Raw genomic sequence first — 22,657 nt, forward strand, 5'->3', positions numbered from 1 at the left:
TAGCTATAGTTTAAGAATTTAATACTTAATACATAGCATTTAATACCAATCCCAATGTCCAATGTCAAAATTGTAAAAGGAATATAAATGGTTGATATTGAAAAAATCTATAAAGATAGTGGTGCTTTATTAGAGGGGCATTTTCTACTTTCAAGCGGAAAGCATAGCCCAAACTATCTTCAAAGTGCAAAAGTATTGGAAGATCCAAAAAGAGCAGAAATTTTGGCAAAAGAGCTTGCAAAACAGATAATGGATTATGGTTTAAAAATAGACAGTGTATGCTCTCCTGCAATTGGAGGATTAATTGCTGGATATGAACTAGCTAGGGCTTTAGGAGTAAGATTTATATTTACAGAAAGAAAAGATGGAAAAATGACCCTAAGAAGAGGATTTGAGGTAAAAAAGGGTGAGAAAATATTAATATGTGAAGATATTATTACTACCGGTGGTTCCGCAATGGAAGCTGCACAAGAGATTGAAAAAAGAGGCGGAGTTGTTGTTGGATTTGCAGCATTAGCAAATCGTGGAGTATGTAATAGAGTGGGGTCACACATTAAAAGAAAAAAAGAGTGTAAACTTCCAGAAGATAAACCATTTTTTGCATTGGCTGATTTTGATTTTCCTATATATGAGCCAGATGAGTGTCCTATGTGCAAAGAGGGAAGTAAACCTATTAAGCCAGGAAGCAGAGGAAACTGATGCCAAGATGGCGTGATGTAAAACATAAAAAAATTAAAAAAAATATCGAAAAAAAAGAAGAAATTAGTTTCATTCCTGCTTCTATACCAGATAGATTAAAAGCTTTTTTAACAGATACATTTATGATAACTATGCCAATTCTCTATATAGTAATATATCTTGTTATGGGAAGCAGAGAAGAGTTTAAATCTCATATGGGAGAAGGCTGGCTATATATATTGATACCTCATTTACTAATTGTTACATCTTTTTGGAGTTTTAAAGGTCAAACTCCTGGTATGAAAGCATATGATATAAAAATTGTAAACAAAGCAATGAAAAATCCAAATATATTTCAATCAATAATAAGATATTTTTTAATGCAAATATCGATATTTTCTATTATAGGTATATTATTGGCACTTTTTAGAAAAGATAAGCAGACTCTACATGATATTTTATCTTTTACTTATATGATTAAATCTGAAGATGAAATTGACTAAAAATAGTTTTTCACTTTTTTTCAATATATCCGCATTTTATTTTTTCTTTTTTTCTATAATTGGAGTTTATATAATATATCTTCCAAAAGTTCTTGAACTAAAAGGATATAGTAGCTTAGAAATTGGCGTTGTATTTGCAATGAGTCCTTTAATGAGATTTATTACTCCGTTTTTTTTTCTAAAACATTTTTCTTTAACAAAAAAAGTATATATTTTTTCACTTTTTCTTTCAATAATTTCAGCAATACTCTTTTTTATAACTATAGAAAATTTTTATCTATTTTTAATACCAAATATTTTGCTTGGAATTAGTTTTGCTCTTATTTTGCCATTTGCTGAAACTATTGCATTAGAAAAAATTGGAAAAGAAAATTATGGCAAAAGCAGATTGTGGGGCTCAATTGGATTTATAATTATTGCTCTTGTTTTAGCAAAATATATGAACAATCCCAAAAATGCTTTAATTTTTCTATTTTTCACGATTTTTTTTACTTCAATTTTTGGATATTTAATAGCTGATTATGAAAAAAAAGAGAGTGTTAAAAGTTCTCAAAACTCCTTTTCTTTACTTAAATATTGGCAATTTTGGGTTAGTCTATTTTTAATGCAGGTTAGTTTTGGTCCATTTTATAACTTTTTTACAATATATGAAACTTCTCATGGCTTAGATTATGATACTGTTAGCTATTTATGGACATTTGGAGTTATATGTGAAATTGTTATGCTATATATGCAAACTCCTTTGATGAAAAAAAATCTTCTTTTATTGATAAAAATATCTATATTTAGTGCAGTAATTAGATGGTTTTTATTATATCTATATCCAGAATCTATATTTATTGCATATTTTACTCAATCACTTCATGCATTTAGCTTTGCTCTTTACTATTCAGCTGCTATAGCTTATCTATTTTCTATTTATGAAAATAAAAAATTGGCTCAGCAGTTTTTTGGAGGGATATCTTTTGGTTTAGGAGGATTTGTAGGAAGTATATTTGCTGGAATTTTTTATGGTAAATATCTTTTTTTATATGCTTCTATTGTTGCTTTATTTAGTCTTTTAATATTAGTTGATATAAAATCAATAAAAATATTATGGCAAAAGCCCTAACTATTTAGCTTGATAAAAGCATCTTTTAGGAGATTCTATTTTTTCCTCTTTTTTTAATTTTTTTATAACTTTATCAACCTCTTTTTTATCAACCTCTAAAGCTTCAGCGATTTCACCAGATTTCATTGCTTTATCTTTAATCAATTCCAATATCTTATTTTCTAAATCCATTTTCCCTCCTTTTTAAAATTTATAACTTATACCAATTTTTTGAGATAGATCATATTTTTTAATATCTTTTGGTGGACGCGAATCATAATCATAATTTGTTAGAATTAAAAGATCCAAATTTTTGGATAATTTTACTGAAAATTCTAATGAATTTGTACTTTCATAATCACTAAATTCATCAAGTTTTGGCTGATAATATGAAATAAAAGCCATTTTTACATTATCATTGAACCTTTTTTTAAAACTTATATAAAAATTCCCTCTAAAATAGTCTTTTGTATCTTCATCTTCTATTTTTTCTCTCTCCAAAAAGGCTCCAATTCCAATATAAGTTTTTGTTTCATTTTCATTAAAAAATCTATATCTCTCACCAGTACCAATCAATGCTCTTAATTTTTGATCTTTAAACTCATCTTTTTGAAGCTGTGCAAAAAATTCCCATACATTATCTTCATTAATCTTTTCAAGATGTCTAAGATGTAAAAAAGCTCTATCTTTGTTTTTTTCTCCACTACTTTCTCCATACTCATATGAAAGAGTTGCAAAACATAAGCAGTGGTCTTTATCTATTTGTAAACTTGCAGATAAAGATGTAGATGTAGTGTCTGTATTGCCTCTATTTATCTCTAAAGAAGCTCCTATTTCGCCACTTATTCCAGGATTTTTTTCACCTATATCTTTTGGTTCTATTGAAACTATAGCAAATGAGTATGTTATAAAAAGGAATAATAAAACTATATTTCTCATTTATATATCCTTAATGTTAATTTTTATATTCAACTATCTCTTCTAAAGATAATCTTTTTTTCTCAGGAGCTGGCTTTACTCTGTATCCAAAAGTTATTAAAAGCGCAATTTCTTCTTTTTTTGTATCAATATTTAATAGCTCTTCAACCTTATCCTTTTCAAATCCTTCAATCATACAGCTATCTATTCCTATAAATGCAGCTGAATCAACCATATTAGCTGCAGCTATATAACACTGTTTTGAACTCCAGCAAAATAGCTTTTCATTATCCAATTTATCTTGCATAAAATCTTTATATCTTTTAAGATAAGCTTCAATTTTTTCTTTTGGAAGTTCTCTTCTATTAAACATTTTTTTTACATAATCGCTATCTGGTTTTAAAATCTCTTTTTGTGCCTTTATTATAACAAGATGTGAACAAGTGTTAATCTGTTTTTGATTCCAACACAATGGCTTTAATTTATCTTTTAGATTTTGATCTGTTATAACTAAAAAACGCCATGGCTCCATTCCAAAAGAGCTTGGACTAAGCCTAGCACACTCTAAAATAAAGTCAAAATCCTCTTTTGGAATTTTTCTATTTTCATCAAATATCTTACATGCATGTCTAAAATACATCATTTTTAAAAATTCATCTTTTCTATTCATAATCTGCTCCAAAGTTTTTTATTTAAATTTAACTCTTCCACTAATCCTACTGTATATTTGAGTGTTATTATATAATTTTTAATTAAACTAATATCAAAAAGAGAACTAAAAATTGATGGCTCAAAACTATCAATATCACTAATCGCTACAAAAATGTGATTGTTAACAAATGATATATAAATAGGTTTGTTTAATTTTTTTTTCATTCTTACAAGTTTTTCCATTAAATTTGTAGTTAAAATATATCTTGCTTCAATTTGGTCACTACTATAAACAACAAACTCTTTTTCAAATTGTGGATGGTCTAATTTTACAAGTTCTAATCCCTGTTTTTTAAAAATCTCTTGTAAAAATTGTCCCAAATATCCAAACAGTTTTTGTGCCGTATCTGGAAAAATAAGAGTCTTCCCATAAAAATCTTTATTAAAATCTGCCATAAAAAAAAGACCCTTAAATATTGTATGCCAATGTGTCCTTCCTTTTGAATCTTTTGTTTTATATTGAGTGTGAATATCTGAAAAAATTACTGGAATATTTTGAATCTGCCCAACAACAAGATCATTTCCATTATATCTATCAAACTTTTTTGGAAAAAGCGAAGATAATATATATAAATTTTGAGGAAAATAACTATTAGGTGAATATTTTAGATTTTTATCAAGATGTAAAATGAGTTTTTTTATAATCTTTTCTTTAAAATTTTCTCTATACTTTTTAGTTACAATTTTTTGTATAAAAAAATAGATAGAAACTGAAGCTGCAATTACAAAAATAATATTTTCCAAATCTTGAGAATTTTTATAAATAAAATATATTAAAATTGTATCTATAAAGAAAATAGAAATAGCAATAGTTTTTAATCTTGAAGCAAGTTTTTTTCTCTCTTTTTCAAAAATTTCTAAATCATTGTATAAATCATTATAATATAGATCTAATAAAGAAGATAGTCTGTTCATGAATTAAAAAGATTTTTTACATCTATATTTTCTCTTTCATTTTCGCTTATCTCAAACACTTTTTTTCTTTTATATCCCATATATTTAGCCAAAATATTTGTAGGAAACATCTCAATAGCATTATTATAATCAGTAACAGCTTGATTATATGCTCTTCTTGCAGCGCTAATCTGTTCTTCAATCTCATTTAGTGTATGTTGAAGATGTAAAATATTTTGATTTGCTTTTAATTGGGGATAGTTTTCTACTGTAACTAAGATAGAATTTAGAAGTTTACTCATTTTTTTATCAATATCAATCTTTTCTTCATCACTTATATAAGGATTTAAAGCTTGAGATCTTAATTTTGTTATCTCTTCTAATATATCTTTTTCATGTTTCATATACTCTTTAACAGAAGCTACAAGATTTGGAATAAGATCATATCTCTTTTTTAGTAAAGCATCAACTGAAGCAAAAATATTTTCTACCTGGTTTTTTCTTGAAACTAAAAAATTGTACATTAAAATGAAAAGGAGAAGTACAATCCCTATTGCAATGAGAATTTGCATATCAATCCTTTTTGGAATTTAAAACATATTACCAAAAAAGAGTTAAAATTAAACTCAAAGGAGTCAAAGACCCCTTTTATGCTTTTTTCTGTTTCGCCATTCTTTTTCTTATATGCGGATCAAGATATCTTTTTCTAATTCTTATGCTTTTTGGAGTAACTTCAACAAGTTCATCCTCTTCTATCCATTCAAGTGCTCTCTCAAGTGTCATTTTTCTTGGAGGAACAAGTTTTATCGCTTCATCACTTCCTGCAGCTCTTACATTTGTTAGATTTTTTCCTTTTATAGGATTAACTTCCAAATCATTTGGACGAGAATGCTCTCCTATTATCATCCCTACATAAACTTCGGTTCCTGGTTCAATAAATAAAACTCCTCTTTCTTGAAGATTAAATAGAGAATAAGCTAGAGCCTTTCCATTTTCCATTGAAATTAAAGCACCATTTTTTCTATGTTCAACCTCTCCAACAAAAGGTCTAAAATCTAAAAATGAGTGGTTCATTACACCCTCGCCTTTTGTATCTGTTAAAAATTCGCTTCTAAATCCTATCAAACCCCTTGCTGGAATTTCAAACTCAATTCTAGTATAACCTTCTCCCATTGGATTCATTGAACTCATTACAGCTTTTCTACGTCCAAGTTTTTCTATTACAGCACCGCTAAAATCATCAGGAACATCAATAACTAATAGCTCAAAAGGCTCTAATTTTACGCCATTTTCCTCTTTTATAATTACTTCTGGACGAGATAGACTAAATTCATAACCCTCTCTTCTCATATTTTCAGCTAATATGGTTATTTGAAGCTCTCCACGTCCAGAAACTTTAAATTTACCCTCACCAACCTCTTCAACTCTCATAGCAATATTTGTTTCAACCTCTTTTTTCAATCTATCTTTTAATTTATTACTTGTTACATGTTTTCCTTCAAGCCCAGCTAATGGTGAATCATTTACACTAAAATATACACTAAGTGTAGGCTCTTCTATATGAAGAGGATCTAGTGGTGCTGGATTATTTGGATCAACCAAACTATCTCCTACATCAATTGCTTCAAATCCAGCAATTGCAACAATATCTCCAGCCTCAGCCTCATCTATTTCCATTCTATTTAGCCCTAAAAATCCGATAAGTTTGGAAATTCTTCCTCTTATCTCTTCTCCATCTGCTTTAACAAGTAAAAGATTTTCACCTCTTTTTACTTTTCCATTAAAAATTCTTGCTATTCCTATTCTTCCAACATAATTATCATAATCTAGAGTAAAAACTTGAATTTGAGTTGGATTATCTTTGTTTCCTGTTGGTTTTGGAACATATTTTATAATAGCTTCAAAAAGAGGAGTTAAATCTTTGTTCTCATCTTCAAGGTTGTATTTTGCATAGCCATCTCTTGCAGCTGCATAAAGTATTGGAAAATCAAGTTGCTCTTCATCTGCTCCCATAGCAACTAATAGATCAAATACCTCATCAACAACTCTTTCAGGCTCAGCTGCAGGTTTATCAATCTTATTTACAACTAAAATCGGTTTTAATCCTAAAGAGATTGCTTTTTTAACAACAAATTTTGTTTGAGGCATAACACCTTCTTGTGCATCAACTAAAAGCAATACTCCATCAACCATCTTTAATACACGCTCAACCTCTCCTCCAAAATCTGCGTGTCCTGGTGTATCTATAATATTAATTTTTACATCTTTATATTTTATTGCTGTATTTTTAGAAAGAATTGTTATTCCTCTTTCTCTCTCAAGCTCATTGCTATCCATTGCACGCTCAGCTAACTCTTTATGAGCTTCAATAGTGCCAGATTGTTTAAGAAGTTCGTCAACTAAAGTAGTTTTTCCATGATCAACGTGAGCTATAACTGCTATATTTCTAATATCTTGCATTCTTTTCCTCTAAATTTTTTTTGAAATAATACTATCTTTTGATATATTATACAAATTGTTTGTATTAGTTAAAGAATGGTAATTAGTATATTGGTTATTAGTTATTGGTGATTAATTATTGGCAAAAAGCAAAATATTTAATATACCTATAACCAATACACCAATTCCCAATGTCCAATATCTAATGACAATTTAAAAGGATATAAATGATTAAATATCTAATTTTTGATATGGATGGGACTTTGATAGATAGCTCAGAAATTATCTCAAATTCCATAAATTATGTTAGAAAAAAATTAAATCTAGAGCCTTTACCAAAAAAAGTGATCATTGAAGCTGTAAATGATCCATATTTAAACAAACCTAAATTTTTTTATAATGCAAATGAATATACTAAAGAGCAGATTGAGTGGTTTAGAGAATATTATGCAAAAAATCATAAAAATGAGGTATTTGTATTTACAGGTATAAAAGAGTTATTAGAGGATATAAAACCTTATTTTAGACTATCTTTGGCAACAAATGCATATAGATCTTCTGCAATGGAGATTTTAACTCATCTTGATCTATTAAAATATTTTGAAATAGTAGTGTGTGCAGATGAGGTAGAAAATCCAAAGCCAGCACCAGATATGATTTTTAAAATAATAGATTTTTTCAAATGTAAAAAAGATGAAATTTTATTAATTGGCGATGGAAAAACTGATGAAGAAGCAGCAAAAAATGCAGGGATTAAATTTTTGAAAGTGAACTGGGGATTTAGCGATTATAAAGATGCCTTAAATAGTGTAGAAGAGCTCAAAAATTATCTACTATCAATAAATAAAAATTCTAAATAGTTATTCCAAAAATTTCATGATAAAGCTTCATTGCATATCTATCGCTCATCCCAGCTATAAAATCTGCTACAACTCTATAAACTTTCTCTTTTTCGCATCTTTTATAAAAATCTTCTGGCATAAGTTTTGGCTCTTCATTCAATGCAATAAAAAGATTTTTTATGCACTCTTTTCCTGCATACATTTTTCTTAAAATTTTTGGATGTTTATAAAGTTTATTGAATAAAATTTTCTTTAGCTCTTTTATCTTTTTATTTAGCTCTTTATCATAATCAATTAAAACTGGTTCATCTGCCGGTATAGTTTTACATAAAATTTTTGAAGTATCTAAATTTTTACTTTTTGAATTTTCAATAAGAGAAATAACAAGTTTAGCTATTAAAAGAGAGGAAAATCTATAACGAAATAGCTTATCATTTTCATCTTCTAATCCATCTTTTTTTACCTCTTCTATTATCTCAGATACTAATGAACTGCTTTTTAAAGTTTTAAAATCAATCAGTTTATATTTAATACCATCATCAATATCTGCACTGATATATGCAATTTCATCAGCTTTATCTACAACCATCGCCTCTAAACTTGGATGCTTATCTAAATCAAAAACCTCATCATACCAAGAGGTTAAAAAAGGCTTTTTATATGGATAAGAGTGTTTTAAAATTCCCTCAAGTGTAGCAAATGTTAAATTTAATCCATCAAAATTTTTATATCTTTTTTCCAGTTTTGTTACTACTCTAAAAGATTGAAAATTATGTTCAAAACCATTTTTGCTGTATTTTTCTTTTATTAAATGATTAAGTTCATCTCCACCAACATGTCCAAATGGCGTATGGCCTAAATCATGAGCCAAAGCTATTGCTTCAGATAAAGATTCATTTAATCCTATCTCTTTTGCTATAGTTCTTGCAATTTGACTAACTTCTAAAGAGTGAGTAAGTCTTGTTCTAAAATAATCACCTTCATGATTTATAAAAACCTGAGTTTTATATTCAAGTCTTCTAAAAGATGAACAGTGAATAATTCTATCTCTATCTCTACTAAAAAAATTTCTAAAATCATTAATACTTGGATAAAATCTATCAGTACATTTCAAATTATATTGCCTTTAATAAATTTTTTTTACTTGGTATAATTAACTAAATTATATCATAGAAGGATTTTTATGAAAGTAACTCTTCTTCACTATACTCCTTTAGAAGTTGCAGCCCATGCTATTAGAACATGCTGGCAAAGTTTTGATAAAAGTGACCATGGTGGAGAAAAAGATAAAGAGTTAATAGATAGAGTTGGAAATAAGTATAAACATGCTTCAACATTAGAACATTTAGTTTATACATTTTATATTCAAGGAATTAGTAGAGCCCTTTTGCAAGAGTTAGCGCGTCATAGAATGGCAAGTCTTAGTGTAAAATCTACTAGATATACTCTAAAAGAGCTTAAAAATATAGAACCTTTTAATGAAGATGATTTTGAGGGAGCAAGCAGATTTATTGTTTTAACAGGTAATGAAAAAGTAGATAAAATGAGTATAAAAGCTCTAAACAACCTTCAAGAAGTTTTAAAAGAGGGTATATCAAATGATATTGCAAAATATTGTCTTCCTGAATGTTATAAAACAGAATTAACTTGGACTATTAATGCAAGAAGCCTTCAAAATTTTTTATATCTTAGAAGTAGTAAATCAGCTCTTTGGGAGATAAGAAAACTATCTTATAAAATATTTGATTCTTTACCAAATGACCATAAATATCTATTTGAAGACTATATTCAAACTATTGATTAAATTTTACTCTTTGTGCATGTGTAATAGCTACTGCCATTGCATCAGTGATATCTAAAGGCTTTATCTCTTTTTTTATTCCTAAAATTTTCTTTACCATAAAAGCAACTTGCTCTTTTTTTGCTTTTGCTTTTCCAGTGAGAGCTTTTTTTACCTGCAAAGGTGTATATTCACTAAAATTTCCATGAATTTGTAAAATTCTAAGTGAAAGAGCTCCTCTAAATTGAGCAAGCTTTAAAACTGTTTTTGGATTGTACGCAAAAAAGATATCTTCAACAGCAACCTCATCTATTTTGTGATTTTTTAAAACAAGATCTAAACCTTCAATAAGTTGAGAAATTTGATATTGTAAAGTATCTTGCTTTATTTTTATAAGTCCTGCTTCTACCAATTTTAGGGAACTCTTATCAAAATTAATAATTGCATAACCTAAATTTTTACTACCAGGATCAATTCCTAAAATATTCAAATTTTCACACCTTTTTCACATAGTGATTTATTTTTTATTTTTTACAATTTTAACTAAAGTTAGGAAAGTTTTAGATAAAATATTCACATAATTTTCACATTGTGAAAAAAATTTTCAAGGGTAAATATGTTAGCAGATAATATTTTAGAGATGTTAAAAGATGAAATATCAAATATTGAATATGAAAGATATATTAAACAGCTTAAGTTTGATGAAAAATCTTCAAAAAGCGATTTTTTAGTATATAAAGCACAAAATCCGCTTATTGCAAATTGGGTAAAAACAAAATATTCAAAAAAGATAGCTCAACTATATGAGATAAAAACAGGAGTAAAACCAAAAGTTGAAATAGTAGTAACAAAATTTGATAAAAAAAGAAAAAAAATAATTCCAAAAGAGACACAAAAAAATACATCTAGTACTAAACTAAATCCATCATATACCTTTGAAAATTTTGTTGTAGGAAGTTCAAACCAATTTGCCTATACGGCTGCTTTAAGTGTAGCTGAAAAACCAGGACAGCTATATAATCCTCTTTTTATATATGGAGGAGTTGGACTTGGAAAAACACACCTTTTACAGGCAATTGGAAACTATAATTTAGATAGAGGAAAAGCTGTTATTTATACAACAATAGAGCAGTTTATGAATGATTTTACATATCATCTTAGAAACCAAACAATGGATAGATTTAGAGAAAAATATAGACAATGTGATCTTCTTTTAATTGATGATGTTCAATTTTTAAGTAGAAAAGAGCAAACTCAAGAGGAGTTTTTTCACACATTCAACGAACTTCATAATAAATCAAAACAGATAGTATTAACAAGTGATAAGCATCCAAAACTCATAGCTGGACTTGAAGATAGACTAAAAAGCAGATTTGAATGGGGTTTGATTGCAGATATTCAACCTCCTGAACTTGAAACAAAAATAGCTATAATTAAGAAAAAATGCGAACTTGATGGAATAAGTTTAGGAGATGATGTTGTAAACTACCTTGCAACAACAATGGATAATAATATTCGTGAAATTGAAGGTACTATTATTAAACTAAACGCATATGCATCTTTAATGAATCAAAAAATTACTCTAGATTTTGCAAAAAGTGTTTTAAAAGAGCAAATAAAAGAGCAACAAGAAAATATAACAATGGATGATATTATAAGAGTTGTATCTAAAGAACTAAATATAAAACCTAGTGAAATTAAAAGTAAATCAAGAAGCAGACAGATTGTTAATGCAAGAAGAATTGTTATGTATCTAGCAAGAAATTTAACACCAAATTCAATGCCAGCATTAGCACAATATTTTGGCATGAAAGATCACACTTCTGTAAGCCATGCTATGAAAAAGATAAATGAAATTATGGAAAAAGATGAAAATTTTAAAGTTCAAATTGAGGAGTTAACAAACAAAATTAAACATTCATAAGTGAAAATTTGTGAAAAATTTAAAAATCTTTTTTATAAATTTTCACCCCTTAAATAAAGAATTAAAACATATTTTTCACAAATTCAACACAAACTACTACTATTTCTAATTATTTAATAATAATATAGGTATTTTTTATATAAAATTGAATAAGCAAACTTAAAGGAGAAAATATGAAAATCTCTATACAAAAAAGTATATTGGAACAGACTCTTAGTCAAATGCAGCCTTTTTTAGAAAAAAAAGATACAAGTCAAATAACTTCTCATATTTATCTAGAAGCAGATGATAATACCCTAACACTAAAAGGAACAGATTATGAGATAGGATTAAAAACCAAAATAAATGATGTAAATGTTATAGAAAAAGGAAAAGCAACAGCAAATGGAAAAAAACTACTTGATATTGTTAGAATATTAAAAGATAATGAAATAACTCTAGAACAAAAAGATGATCACCTTTTTATAAAACAGGGACATTCAAAATTCAAACTCCCAATATTTGATCCAGAGGAATATCCAACTTTTCCATCAACACAAAATCTTCCAAACATCTCATTAAACAGTGTTGAGTTTATAACATCTCTTAAAAAAATAACCCCTGCAATTGACACAAACAATCCAAAATTTGAGCTTAATGGTGCTTTAATAGATATAAAAGAGAATTTAATAAACTTAGTTGCTACAGACACTAGAAGATTAGCAATAGTAAAACTTAAAAATTCTCCTGATACAACACTATCTCTTATTATTCCAAGAAAAGCTATTTTAGAGATTCAAAAACTATTTTTGGAAAATATAAATCTATTCTATGATGAAACAAATTTAATTATAAAATCTGATAATTATCTATTTTTCACAAAACTAATAAATGGAAAATTTCCAGATTATGAAAGAATTATTCCAAATAGTTTAAAATATGAACTAAACCTGCCTAAAGATAAAATGGTTGAAGCAATAAAACAGATTACTACTATTTCAAATGAGATAAAACTAACATTTTTAAAAGATAGAATTATTTTTAAAAGCTTAAGTGAAGAAAATATTGAAGCACAAACAGAAATTGAAGTTCAAACTCCATTTGAAGAAAAATTTGTAATGGCCGTAAATAGTAGATTTTTACTTGATTTTTTAAATAATATTGATGGCAATAATTTTATAATGGGAATAAATGAATCAGAGCTTCCTTTCCTTTTAAAAAATGAAAATTTCATAACAATTATTATGCCAATAGTAATATAAAATATAATAAGTTATAAAGTTATAAAAAGATATAATCTATATATTTATAATTAGGGAGTTTTTATCCCATTTTAAGAGGTAAAGATGGAAAAAAATTATGGTGCAGAAAAAATAAAAGTTTTAAAAGGTCTTGAAGCTGTTAGAAAAAGACCTGGTATGTATATTGGTGATACCAATATAAATGGCCTACATCATCTCATCTATGAAGTTGTTGATAATTCAATAGATGAGGCTATGGCTGGATATTGTAATAAAATAGAAATAACTTTAACAAAAGATGGAAGTGCAATAATAAGTGATAATGGTAGAGGTATTCCTGTTGATATCCATCCAACTGAAAAGATTCCAGCCGCAACTGTTGTTTTAACTGTTCTTCATGCTGGTGGAAAATTTGAAAAAGATGCATATAAAGTAAGTGGTGGTTTACATGGTGTTGGAGTTAGTGTTGTAAATGCTCTTTCTAAAAAACTAATAATGACTATTAAAAGAGATGGGAAAATATATCGTCAAGAGTTTGAAAAAGGTATCCCAATTACAGATTTAGTAATTATTGGAGATACAAATAGAACAGGAACAACAATAGAATTTTGGCCAGATGAAGAGATTTTTGAAACAGTTGATTTTAAATATGAGATTCTTGCTAGAAGATTTAAAGAACTTGCTTATTTAAATCCAAATATAACAATTTCTTTTAAAGATGAAAGATCTGGAAAAAAAGAGGTATACCATTTTGAAGGTGGTCTTAAACAGTTTGTAGAGGATTTAAATAGAAAAAATGCAATTACTACACCTTTTTTAATTAGTGAAAAAATTGAAGATATCGAAGTAGATATTGCTTTGATGTATAACGATGGATATGATGAGAGAGTTTTAAGTTTTGTTAATAATATTAGGACTCCTGAAGGTGGAACCCATGAGAGTGGATTTAGAGCAGGATTAACAAGGGCAATTTCTAATTATATATCTCAAAATGCAAGTGCTAAAGAGAAAAATGTAAAAATTACTGGAGATGATGTTAGAGAAGGTTTAGTAGCTGTTGTTAGTGTTAAAGTACCTGAGCCTCAATTTGAGGGGCAAACAAAAGGGAAACTTGGATCTAGTTATGTAAGGCCATTGGTTCAAAAACTAACTTATGAAAAACTGACAAAATATTTTGAAGAAAATCCAATTGAAGCTAAAGCTATAATGAATAAGGCTTTAGCTGCTGCAAGAGGAAGAGAAGCTGCTAAAAAAGCAAGAGAACTTGTTAGAAGAAAAGATGCAATGACTGTTGGCACTCTGCCAGGGAAACTTGCAGATTGCCAAAGTAAAGATCCATCAATAAGTGAGCTTTTTTTAGTAGAGGGTGATAGTGCAGGAGGTAGTGCAAAGCAGGGTCGTGATAGAGTTTTTCAAGCAATTTTGCCACTTAAAGGTAAAATTTTAAATGTTGAAAAAGCCAGACTTGATAAGATTTTAAAATCTGATGAGATAAAAAATATGATAACAGCCCTTGGCTGTGGTATTGGTGAAGAGTTTGATGAGAATAAACTAAGATATCATAAAATAATTATTATGACTGATGCTGATGTTGATGGAAGCCATATACAAACACTTCTTTTAACATTTTTCTTTAGATTTTTAAAGCCTATTGTAGAAAAAGGTTATCTATATATTGCTCAGCCTCCATTATATAGATACAAAAAGGGTAAAAAAGAGGTATATTTAAAAGATGATGAAGAATTAAATGAATATTTAATTGAAAATGGAATTGACTCTTTGGAAGTAGAAGATATTGGCAAATATGATTTAATTGACTTTTTTAAACTTGTTGCACATTATAGAATGATATTAAAAGAGATTGAAAAAAGATACTCTTTGATTGAAGTAGTTAGATTTCTTATAGAAAATAGAGATCTATTGGCTCTTGGAAATAGAGATCTTTATAAAAAGATAGAAGAGTTTTTGAATGGATTAAATTTTAATATTTTATCTTCAAATATCAATGAAGAAAAAATTCATCTATATGTTCAAACTGATGAGGGTTTAGAGGAGATAATCATAGATGATGAACTCTTTACAAATCCTTTTTATGTTGAGGCTGTTTATATTCATGAAAAGATAGAAGAGAGAATTCCAGACAGTTTAAAAGAAAAAGATTTAATAGAACTTTTAGAAAAAGTTGAAAAAAGTGCAAAAAAAGGCGCATATATTCAAAGATATAAAGGTCTGGGTGAGATGAATCCAGAACAGCTATGGGAAACTACAATGGATCCTGAAAATAGAAGACTTCTTAGAGTTACAGTGGAAAATGCAGAAACTGCAAGTGAAGTATTTAGTCTATTTATGGGAGATGAAGTAGAGCCTAGAAAAAAATATATAGAAGAACATGCTAAAGATGTTAAACATTTGGATGTTTAATGCTTTCATTAGATATTGAAAGAAGTAATAAATTCAAACTTGCTTTAAGGATAGGATTTCCTATCCTTCTTCTAATATCTTTAATCTTATTTATTATCTTTAGTGAAGGTGGTTTGACTCTAACAAATTTTACTATTTTAATTCTTACTGTTTTTATTATTATATATTTTATATTTTTTATGATTTATGAAGGATTATCACAAAATATTTTAGATCCTATATCTAAAGCTTTTAATAGAGAAGCAATTGTTAAAATCTTGCAAAAAAATTTAAATAAAAATGATCCATATAGTATTATTTTGATATCTGTAGATAATCTTTCTGATATAAATGAGAGATATGGTGTTGAAAATGGTGATAAAGTATTAGAAAAAATTGCATTTATCATTGATGATTTTTTTAAAAAAAAATATAAAAAAAATATTCCTATAGGTCATTATAAAGGTGGAGAATTTTTAATAGGTATTTCAGACAAAGAAGAAAACCTTAAAAAATTAATTGATGAGTTTATTAAAAAATATGACAAAACTAAGATAAATGATATAGAAGTAAAACTTTTTGCTGCAATTTCTGATAAAAGTTATAGTAAAGATATAAAAAAAATTATTGAATATCTTTATGAATTATATTCAAATTATCTATATAGGCCGGTTTCTAAAAGAGTTTATATTGCTAAAAAGAAAAATATTGAAGCAAATGAATTTGAAAAATTTATTATTGAAACTATAGAAAATAAAAATATTTCAATTAGATTTCAGCCTGCATTAAATCTTAAAACAAAAAAATATGATCTTGTTGAAATAATAGTAAAATTAATAGATAATAATGGCTCAATTATTCATCCTAGCCAATTTATTCCAGTAGTAAATAGACTTGGTTTTGAAAAGAAGTTTGATCTTTTGTTAATTGAAAAAATTTTAGAAACTATTGAAAAAAAATCTCTGCCTTTAAATATTTTTTATAGTTTTAATGTATCTCCATTTTCTATAAGAGATAGAAATTTTTCAAATAGAGTTTTTGATATTTTTTCAAAAACTAATATTCCAAAAGATATTATAGTTTTAGAACTTTTTGAAAATAGATTATATAAAGATATAAGATATTATAAACATGTAATAGATCTATATAAAAAAGAGGGATTTAAAATAGCATTTGATAATTTTGGCTCACTTAATGCTTCAATTGAATATATAAAAGAGATAAAAGCAGATTTTATTCATTTTGATAAATATTTTACTAAAATGATAGATAATGAGATATATTTTAATCTTTTAAAATATTGGATAGAGTTTTTTGAATCAATTAATACAAAAACTGTTGTTAAATTTATTGATAACAAAGATTATATAAAACTTTTTGAAAGTTTGGGTGCTGATTATATTGAAGGATATGCAGTTGCAAAACCTATGGATGCAGATGAACTTTTCACATTTTTAGAGGAGAAAAGATGAAATATGGAGAAAAAATTGTAAAAGAGTTTGATGTTGAAAAAGATTTAGAGATTTGGCCTAATAAGCATAAAAAAAATTATAAAATCTCTATAACTCTTCCAGAATTTACATGTCTTTGTCCAAGAAGTGGATATCCAGATTTTGCAACAATCTATTTAGAATATATTCCAAATGAGTGGGTAGTAGAATTAAAAGCTATAAAACTTTATATAAACTCTTTTAGAGATAGATATATTTCTCACGAAGACAGTACAAATGAGATTTTTGATACATTATATGATAAATTGAAGCCAAAATGGATGAAAATAACTGCTGATTTTAATCCAAGAGGAAATGTTCATACTATTATAGAAATAGATAGTGAGAAATTAGAAAAGAGTCTTTAGACTCCCCTCCAGATACCCGCGGCACACAGCCATCGAAGGTGCTCTGCTGCGTTCCCGCCCTGAAGCTTTGCCTCCAATGGCTGTTGCACGGGTCTGAAGAGGAGCACTCAAAGCACTAAATGCTTTCAATGCTCCTCTTGAGCGGAGAGAGAGGGATTCGAACCCTCGAAGGGCTATCAACCCTTACACGCGTTCCAGGCGTGCGCCTTCAACCACTCGGCCATCTCCCCTTTATAGTTTTAAGAGTTAAGCGCTAAGCGCTAAGTAATTTTTTAATCTACTTAATGCTTAATTCTTAAATCTTAATGCTAATATGGCGGGGAGGCAGGGATTCGAACCCTGGGTGGGCTCATCACCCACGCCGGTTTTCAAGACCGGTGCATTAAACCAGCTCTGCCACCTCCCCATTGGAGATGAGAGGTTTGGAGGCGGCACCCGGATTCGAACCGGGGATCAGAGCTTTGCAGGCTCCTGCCTTAGCCACTTGGCTATGCCGCCCTATTTTTTTATTTAAAATATTTGACTAATATTAGCCTTTTAAATATTATTTTTTCAATTAACCTATGTAAGAAAATCTTCTACAAGCAGTTGTCAAAAAAATTCCATATGGTGCCCGAGGCCGGACTTGAACCGGCACGGAGAAACCTCCGAGGGATTTTAAGTCCCTTGCGTCTACCAATTCCGCCACCCGGGCGAGAAAAAGCAAAAGCTTTAGCTTTTAGAAAGCAAACTGCTTTGCTTTCGGCTTTTTCGAGGCTGTTTTGATGTGTATACTTGCACCAAAACAGCGGGGCACCTATTTGAACATTATATTAAATCTGGAGCGGGAGACGGGATTCGAACCCGCGACCCCAACCTTGGCAAGGTTGTGCTCTACCCCTGAGCTACTCCCGCACAAAATTTGGATTGAAATTATAACTAAAATATTTTTAATTGTAAATAGTTTGTTGTATAATTATTTGCAAATTTATGATTAAACTAAGGAGATTTAATGCGAAGTGATGAGATAAAAAAAGGTTATCAAAGAGCACCTCATAGAAGTTTATTAAGAGCAACAGGATTAAAAGATGAAGATTTTGATAAACCATTTATTGGTGTTGCTAATTCATTTATAGAGATAATTCCAGGGCACTTTTTTTTAAATAAATATGCAGCAATTATAAAAGATGAGATTAGAAAATGTGGATGTGTTCCTTTTGAATTTAATACAATTGGTGTAGATGATGGTATTGCTATGGGACATGATGGAATGTTATATAGTTTACCAAGTAGAGAAATTATTGCAAACTCTATTGAAACTGTTATGAATGCTCATAAACTTGATGCACTTATATGTATTCCAAACTGTGATAAGATTACTCCTGGAATGATTATGGGTGCTTTGAGAGTAGATGTTCCAACAATTTTTGTTAGCGGTGGACCAATGAAAGCTGGACATTTGCCAGATGGTACTCCTATTGATTTAGCAACTGCATTTGAAGCTGTTGGAAAGGTTGCTGAAGGGAAAATGAGCGAAGAAGAACTTTATCAGATAGAGTGTGCAGCATGTCCAAGTGGTGGAAGTTGTTCTGGAATGTTTACTGCAAACTCTATGAATACATTAATGGAAGCTATGGGAATAGCTCTAAAAGGAAATGGAACAATTTTAGCACTAACACCAGAGAGAGAAGAGCTTTTAAGAAAAGCTGCAAGAAGAATTTGTGAAATTGCAAAAGATGAAAAATTAACAAATGAGTATAAAATAAAAAATATTTTAAATGAGAAAGCTATCCATAATGCATTTGTTGTTGATATGGCTATGGGTGGAAGTACAAATACAGTTCTTCATATGATGGCAATTGCAAAAGAGGCTGGAGTTGATTTTGATTTAAGTAAACTTAATGAAATTAGTAAACATGTTGCTCATATTGCAAAAATATCTCCATCACTTCAAACAGTTCATATGGAAGATATTAATAGAGCAGGTGGTGTTAGTGCAGTTATGAAAGAGGCAAGCAAAAGAAGCGATACAGTTTTATATCTTGATAACTTAGTAATTGAAGGTGGTACAATAGGTGATAGAATAAAAGATGCAAAAATTATTGATACTTCAATAATTCATAAAGTAGAAAATCCTTATAGTGAAGTTGGAGGACTTGCGATTTTATATGGAAATTTAGCTACTGAGGGTGCAGTTGTAAAAACAGCTGGAATTGATCCAAATATGAGAGAATTTACAGGCCGTGCAATCTGTTTTGATTCTCAGCAAGAAGCAATTGATGGAATTATAGGAGGAAAAGTAAAACCTGGTCATGTGGTAGTTATAAGATATGAAGGACCAAAAGGTGGACCTGGAATGCAAGAGATGCTATCACCTACAAGTTTAATTGCTGGAATGGATTTAGGTGATAAAGTAGCTCTTATTACAGATGGCAGATTTAGTGGAGCAACAAGAGGTGCAAGTATTGGACATGTTTCTCCAGAAGCAGCAGAAGGTGGAGTTATAGGACTTTTAAAAGATGGAGATGAGATATATATAAATGTTGATACATATACATTGGAAGTAAGCTTGAGTGAAAAAGAGTTAGAAGAGAGAAGGAAAAATTTTAAACCAAAAGTCAAAGATATAAAAGGCAGATGGCTTAGACAATATAGAGCTCTTGTTACAAATGCAGCAAATGGTGCGGTATTAAAAGATGAGTGTTAAAGGACTTGTTACTTACCGCAGCGCTGCTGCGAGTAGGGTAACTATTTTTGATAGTTTTAAAATATATCCTTCAATAATTCGTAAAAAATTAAAAAAATTAAAACTTTATGCCGGAGATTTTGTTGAAGGTGAAATTGTAGATGATAAATTTGTAATTGAAAAAATTTATGAGCGAAAAAATCTCCTTACTCGCCCACCTGTAGCAAATGTTGATAATGTTTTGATAGTGGTAGCAATTAAAAATCCAGATTTTGATAACTATTTGCTTGATAATTTTTTGGCAGTCTATGAATACAAGCAGATTGAACCTGTTATTATTTTTAATAAAATCGATCTTTTATCAGATAAAAGTGAACTAAAAAAATGGATGGAAATATATAAAAAAATAGGTTATGAAACACATGCTCTAAGTGCTAAAGAAAATAGTGCAATTGAAAAAATAAAAGATTATATAAAAGGGCAAATCTCAATTCTTGCAGGACCAAGTGGAGTAGGAAAAAGCACAATTCTTTCAAAAATTTTAGATATTCCTATAAAAACAAAAGATATAAGCAATAAATTAAAAAGAGGTCGCCATACTACAACTGCTGTAACTCTTTATAGATTCAATGAAAACTCTTTTATTGCAGATACTCCAGGATTTAGTAAAGTTGAGGCTACATATTTTATGGAGAAAAAGGATGTAAGATTATATTTTAGAGAATTTTTAAATTATTCTTGCAAATTTCCAGATTGTACACATACAAGTGAGCCAGGATGTAAAGTAAAAGAGGCGGTATTAAAAGGTGAAATATCTTGTGAGAGATTTAAAAGCTATCTAAAAATTATGAACTATTTTTGGGAAGAGCTTCCTTGTTAGCTTTGTAATTTACATCAATTAAAATTTTACCATTTTGTAAAATTTTTCCTTCAAAGATATCTCCAGCTTTTACTTCACCCACTCCTTTTGGAGTTCCGCTCATAATGATATCTCCATCATCAAGCCCAAAAATATTATCGATATCTTTTATCAAAAAATCTGGTTTATATATCATAAGCTCCACTGAGCCTTTTTGAACAAGCTCACCATTTTTATAAAGTTCAATTTCCAATCCTTGCCAATCTTTAATCGCTACAAATTTACTAAAAATAGCAGAATTTTTAAAAGCTTTTGCCCTCTCCCAAGGAAGACCTTTTGCTTTTAGTTTTGATTGGATATTTCTTAAAGTCAAATCAAATCCAAATCCAACACCAGCTATCTTTTTATCTTCTATCAAAAAGCAAATCTCTGCTTCATAATGAAGCCCTTTTCTTGCTATAAGTCTATCACCAATTGCAGAATTTGGCTTGATGAAATAGACTGGCTCATCTGGAATTTCATTATTTAGCTCTTTGATATGTTCAACATAGTTTCTGCCAATACAGACTATTTTGCAAGGAGTTAATTTTTGGTTTTGAAAATTTATACTATGCAATTTTTTCTCCAAAAGCCAAAACTTTAAAATATTTTAACATCCACCATACAAATAAAACTATCCATAGAGTTGCACTTATATCAAAAAATGGGGAAATTTTCCCAAAATAAGCCATTATGCTAAATATAACTCTTCCTAATATCACAATTTGAGTAAAATAGAAAATATAAACTGTAACTCTATCAACGATAAGCATATTGCCAGAATGCCCCAAAGTTACTCTTGTTCCAAAGCCTATAAGAATTGTTGTTAAAAAACCAAGAGCTAAAAGATGTATAGGAAGTTGAAAGCTATAAATTCCATAAAATTTTTCAAAAAACTCTATTAAACTTCCTATAAACAAAGCAGCAGGAAGCCAAAAAATACTTATATGAAGTATCCAAAGAAGTGGCTCTTTATTTGGAAAAGGAAGTTTTATCTTTTTTAACTCATTTGCTATTAAGATTGCAGCTATTAAATCAATTAAAAAAAGAGCCTTTGGATATAGATTGTATAAAAATGAGTGGAGCAAAAAGAGAGTAAAAATTTCAATATGTAGATATCTATTTTTTTCCCAATTCATTACATGAGAAAAAAATGGCACCATTCTAAAAGCAACGACAAAAGCTAAAAATATTAAATAAAGATATATTCCAAAATTAATAGCTGTATCATAAATAATATTTGATTTGCAGCTGCAAGGTATGTAGGATAATAAAAAGAAAATATTAGATATTGCCCCAACTCCAATAGCTACAATAAGCCAATATTGGTCATTTTTTGGAAGAGTACATACTTTATAAATAGAGTAAAACTCTTTTAGAGTTAAAGCAAAACTAATAGCCATAAAAATTGCAGCAGCAAAAAAAGCAAGATTTAGCCAAATAGATACAAAAAAGCTAACAGTTGCTAATAGATTAAATAGAAAAACCATTAAATATTTTCTTGGGTGTATCGGAAATGTTCCTGAAAATCTTGGAAAAGTTGTATATAAAAAACCTAAGAAAAAATTTGTAAAAACTAAAAAAATCATAGAATAGCTATGAAAAAATTTGGCATCTATACCAAAAATTCCTTTGTATGCAGGAATGAATAACAGCATTGAAATAATTGCATTAATAATCCCTAGAGTAAAAAATGGTTGATGGGGTTGAGAGAAAAAATAGTCTCTTTTTGAGAGTTTTTCAGTTGAAAATTGCATATAGACTCCTAAAATTTTTGAAAAAGTATAACCAAATTACAAAAATTTTAACTTGATTTTAAGCAAAAAATATTTATACT

At 28.7% G+C, this 22,657-nt stretch carries 22 protein-coding genes, 5 tRNA genes and 1 other RNA gene; 12 read left to right on the forward strand and 16 right to left on the reverse strand.

The window, feature by feature from the left end; translation table 11 throughout:
* Positions 1–87 precede the first annotated feature (87 nt).
* The 3 genes from pyrE to QML81_RS03155 are packed head-to-tail and all read left to right on the forward strand — an operon-like array spanning position 88 to position 2,292.
* Positions 88–699, forward strand: coding sequence for an orotate phosphoribosyltransferase (gene pyrE / locus QML81_RS03145; protein WP_281951738.1), 612 nt, complete (start codon positions 88–90; stop codon positions 697–699).
* Complete coding sequence (locus QML81_RS03150) at positions 699–1,181, forward strand: RDD family protein (RefSeq protein WP_281951739.1); 483 nt, start codon at positions 699–701, stop codon at positions 1,179–1,181. Before pyrE ends, QML81_RS03150 begins: the two co-directional genes overlap by 1 nt.
* Positions 1,174–2,292 (forward strand): MFS transporter, encoded by a 1,119-nt coding sequence (locus QML81_RS03155; protein WP_281951740.1) that lies wholly within the window; start codon positions 1,174–1,176, stop codon positions 2,290–2,292. The genes QML81_RS03150 and QML81_RS03155 overlap by 8 nt, the downstream gene beginning before the upstream one ends.
* Here the strand turns inward: QML81_RS03155 and QML81_RS03160 are convergent, their stop codons facing one another.
* From QML81_RS03160 to typA, 6 genes are all read right to left on the reverse strand, one after another.
* Positions 2,293–2,463 (reverse strand): HTH domain-containing protein, encoded by a 171-nt coding sequence (locus QML81_RS03160; RefSeq protein WP_281951741.1) that lies wholly within the window; start codon positions 2,461–2,463, stop codon positions 2,293–2,295.
* A 12-nt stretch (positions 2,464–2,475) separates the two neighbouring features.
* Positions 2,476–3,210, reverse strand: a complete 735-nt coding sequence (locus tag QML81_RS03165; RefSeq protein ID WP_281951742.1) for a DUF481 domain-containing protein — start codon at positions 3,208–3,210, stop codon at positions 2,476–2,478.
* A 16-nt stretch (positions 3,211–3,226) separates the two neighbouring features.
* Positions 3,227–3,859, reverse strand: coding sequence for an NAD(P)H-dependent oxidoreductase (locus QML81_RS03170; protein WP_281951743.1), 633 nt, complete (start codon positions 3,857–3,859; stop codon positions 3,227–3,229).
* Positions 3,856–4,815 carry a DUF3137 domain-containing protein gene (locus tag QML81_RS03175; RefSeq protein ID WP_281951744.1) on the reverse strand — a complete coding sequence of 320 codons (960 nt, stop codon included), beginning with the start codon at positions 4,813–4,815 and terminating at the stop codon, positions 3,856–3,858. The genes QML81_RS03170 and QML81_RS03175 overlap by 4 nt, the downstream gene beginning before the upstream one ends.
* Positions 4,812–5,366, reverse strand: a complete 555-nt coding sequence (locus QML81_RS03180) for a LemA family protein (protein ID WP_281951745.1) — start codon at positions 5,364–5,366, stop codon at positions 4,812–4,814. Before QML81_RS03180 ends, QML81_RS03175 begins: the two co-directional genes overlap by 4 nt.
* A 76-nt stretch (positions 5,367–5,442) precedes the next feature.
* A complete protein-coding gene (typA, locus tag QML81_RS03185) occupies positions 5,443–7,254 on the reverse strand; it encodes a translational GTPase TypA (protein ID WP_281951746.1) in 1,812 nt (603 codons plus the stop codon).
* A 206-nt stretch (positions 7,255–7,460) separates the two neighbouring features.
* On the opposite strand from typA, the gene QML81_RS03190 reads away from it, so the two are divergent.
* On the forward strand, positions 7,461–8,093 hold the full coding sequence (locus QML81_RS03190; RefSeq protein WP_281951747.1) for an HAD family hydrolase: 633 nt from the start codon (positions 7,461–7,463) through the stop codon (positions 8,091–8,093).
* Here the strand turns inward: QML81_RS03190 and QML81_RS03195 are convergent.
* Positions 8,086–9,189 carry a deoxyguanosinetriphosphate triphosphohydrolase gene (locus tag QML81_RS03195; RefSeq protein WP_281951748.1) on the reverse strand — a complete coding sequence of 368 codons (1,104 nt, stop codon included), beginning with the start codon at positions 9,187–9,189 and terminating at the stop codon, positions 8,086–8,088. The two genes, QML81_RS03190 and QML81_RS03195, sit on opposite strands and share 8 nt — an antisense overlap.
* Before the next feature lie 69 nt (positions 9,190–9,258).
* Here QML81_RS03195 and thyX point away from each other — a divergent pair, with 69 nt between their 5' ends.
* The gene (gene thyX / locus QML81_RS03200; protein WP_281951749.1) at positions 9,259–9,879 is read left to right on the forward strand and encodes an FAD-dependent thymidylate synthase; all 621 of its coding nucleotides are present in this window, start codon (positions 9,259–9,261) and stop codon (positions 9,877–9,879) included.
* Here thyX and ruvC read toward each other — a convergent pair.
* Positions 9,869–10,345 carry a crossover junction endodeoxyribonuclease RuvC gene (gene ruvC / locus QML81_RS03205; protein WP_281951750.1) on the reverse strand — a complete coding sequence of 159 codons (477 nt, stop codon included), beginning with the start codon at positions 10,343–10,345 and terminating at the stop codon, positions 9,869–9,871. The genes thyX and ruvC overlap by 11 nt on opposite strands.
* Before the next feature lie 126 nt (positions 10,346–10,471).
* Between ruvC and dnaA the strand changes: the two genes are divergently transcribed.
* The 5 genes from dnaA (at position 10,472) to queF (ending at position 17,257) form a co-directional block, all read left to right on the forward strand.
* Positions 10,472–11,779 (forward strand): chromosomal replication initiator protein DnaA, encoded by a 1,308-nt coding sequence (dnaA, locus tag QML81_RS03210; protein WP_281951751.1) that lies wholly within the window; start codon positions 10,472–10,474, stop codon positions 11,777–11,779.
* Between the two features lie 173 nt (positions 11,780–11,952).
* Complete coding sequence (dnaN, locus tag QML81_RS03215) at positions 11,953–13,020, forward strand: DNA polymerase III subunit beta (protein WP_281951752.1); 1,068 nt, start codon at positions 11,953–11,955, stop codon at positions 13,018–13,020.
* Between the two features lie 84 nt (positions 13,021–13,104).
* A complete protein-coding gene (gene gyrB, locus QML81_RS03220; RefSeq protein ID WP_281951753.1) occupies positions 13,105–15,420 on the forward strand; it encodes a DNA topoisomerase (ATP-hydrolyzing) subunit B in 2,316 nt (771 codons plus the stop codon).
* Positions 15,420–16,871, forward strand: a complete 1,452-nt coding sequence (locus QML81_RS03225) for a bifunctional diguanylate cyclase/phosphodiesterase (protein ID WP_281951754.1) — start codon at positions 15,420–15,422, stop codon at positions 16,869–16,871. Before gyrB ends, QML81_RS03225 begins: the two co-directional genes overlap by 1 nt.
* A complete protein-coding gene (queF, locus tag QML81_RS03230; protein ID WP_281951755.1) occupies positions 16,868–17,257 on the forward strand; it encodes a preQ(1) synthase in 390 nt (129 codons plus the stop codon). The genes QML81_RS03225 and queF overlap by 4 nt, the downstream gene beginning before the upstream one ends.
* Before the next feature lie 2 nt (positions 17,258–17,259).
* On the opposite strand, the gene ffs is transcribed toward queF, so the two are convergent.
* The 6 genes from ffs to QML81_RS03260 all read right to left on the reverse strand — a co-directional run bounded on the left by ffs (position 17,260) and on the right by QML81_RS03260 (position 18,151).
* Positions 17,260–17,357, reverse strand: an RNA gene (gene ffs / locus QML81_RS03235) — signal recognition particle sRNA small type.
* A 42-nt stretch (positions 17,358–17,399) separates the two neighbouring features.
* Positions 17,400–17,487, reverse strand: a tRNA-Ser gene (locus QML81_RS03240).
* Between the two features lie 84 nt (positions 17,488–17,571).
* Positions 17,572–17,663 (reverse strand) — tRNA-Ser (locus QML81_RS03245).
* 17 nt (positions 17,664–17,680) lie between these two features.
* Positions 17,681–17,755: transfer RNA gene (locus QML81_RS03250), tRNA-Cys, on the reverse strand.
* Between the two features lie 109 nt (positions 17,756–17,864).
* Positions 17,865–17,951 (reverse strand) — tRNA-Leu (locus QML81_RS03255).
* A 125-nt stretch (positions 17,952–18,076) separates the two neighbouring features.
* Positions 18,077–18,151, reverse strand: a tRNA-Gly gene (locus QML81_RS03260).
* A 97-nt stretch (positions 18,152–18,248) separates the two neighbouring features.
* Here QML81_RS03260 and ilvD point away from each other — a divergent pair.
* Positions 18,249–19,943: a dihydroxy-acid dehydratase gene (gene ilvD / locus QML81_RS03265; protein WP_281951756.1), complete on the forward strand. Its 1,695-nt coding sequence runs from the start codon at positions 18,249–18,251 to the stop codon at positions 19,941–19,943.
* Positions 19,933–20,802: a ribosome small subunit-dependent GTPase A gene (gene rsgA, locus QML81_RS03270; protein ID WP_281951757.1), complete on the forward strand. Its 870-nt coding sequence runs from the start codon at positions 19,933–19,935 to the stop codon at positions 20,800–20,802. Before ilvD ends, rsgA begins: the two co-directional genes overlap by 11 nt.
* Here rsgA and QML81_RS03275 read toward each other — a convergent pair.
* Positions 20,768–21,397: a fumarylacetoacetate hydrolase family protein gene (locus QML81_RS03275; RefSeq protein WP_281951758.1), complete on the reverse strand. Its 630-nt coding sequence runs from the start codon at positions 21,395–21,397 to the stop codon at positions 20,768–20,770. The two genes, rsgA and QML81_RS03275, sit on opposite strands and share 35 nt — an antisense overlap.
* On the reverse strand, positions 21,390–22,577 hold the full coding sequence (locus QML81_RS03280) for an NnrS family protein (RefSeq protein ID WP_281951759.1): 1,188 nt from the start codon (positions 22,575–22,577) through the stop codon (positions 21,390–21,392). The genes QML81_RS03275 and QML81_RS03280 overlap by 8 nt, the downstream gene beginning before the upstream one ends.
* Positions 22,578–22,657 lie beyond the last annotated feature (80 nt).

It is taken from the genome of Nitrosophilus kaiyonis (assembly GCF_027943725.1).
Classification (GTDB): Bacteria; Campylobacterota; Campylobacteria; order Campylobacterales; family Nitratiruptoraceae; genus Nitrosophilus_A; species Nitrosophilus_A kaiyonis.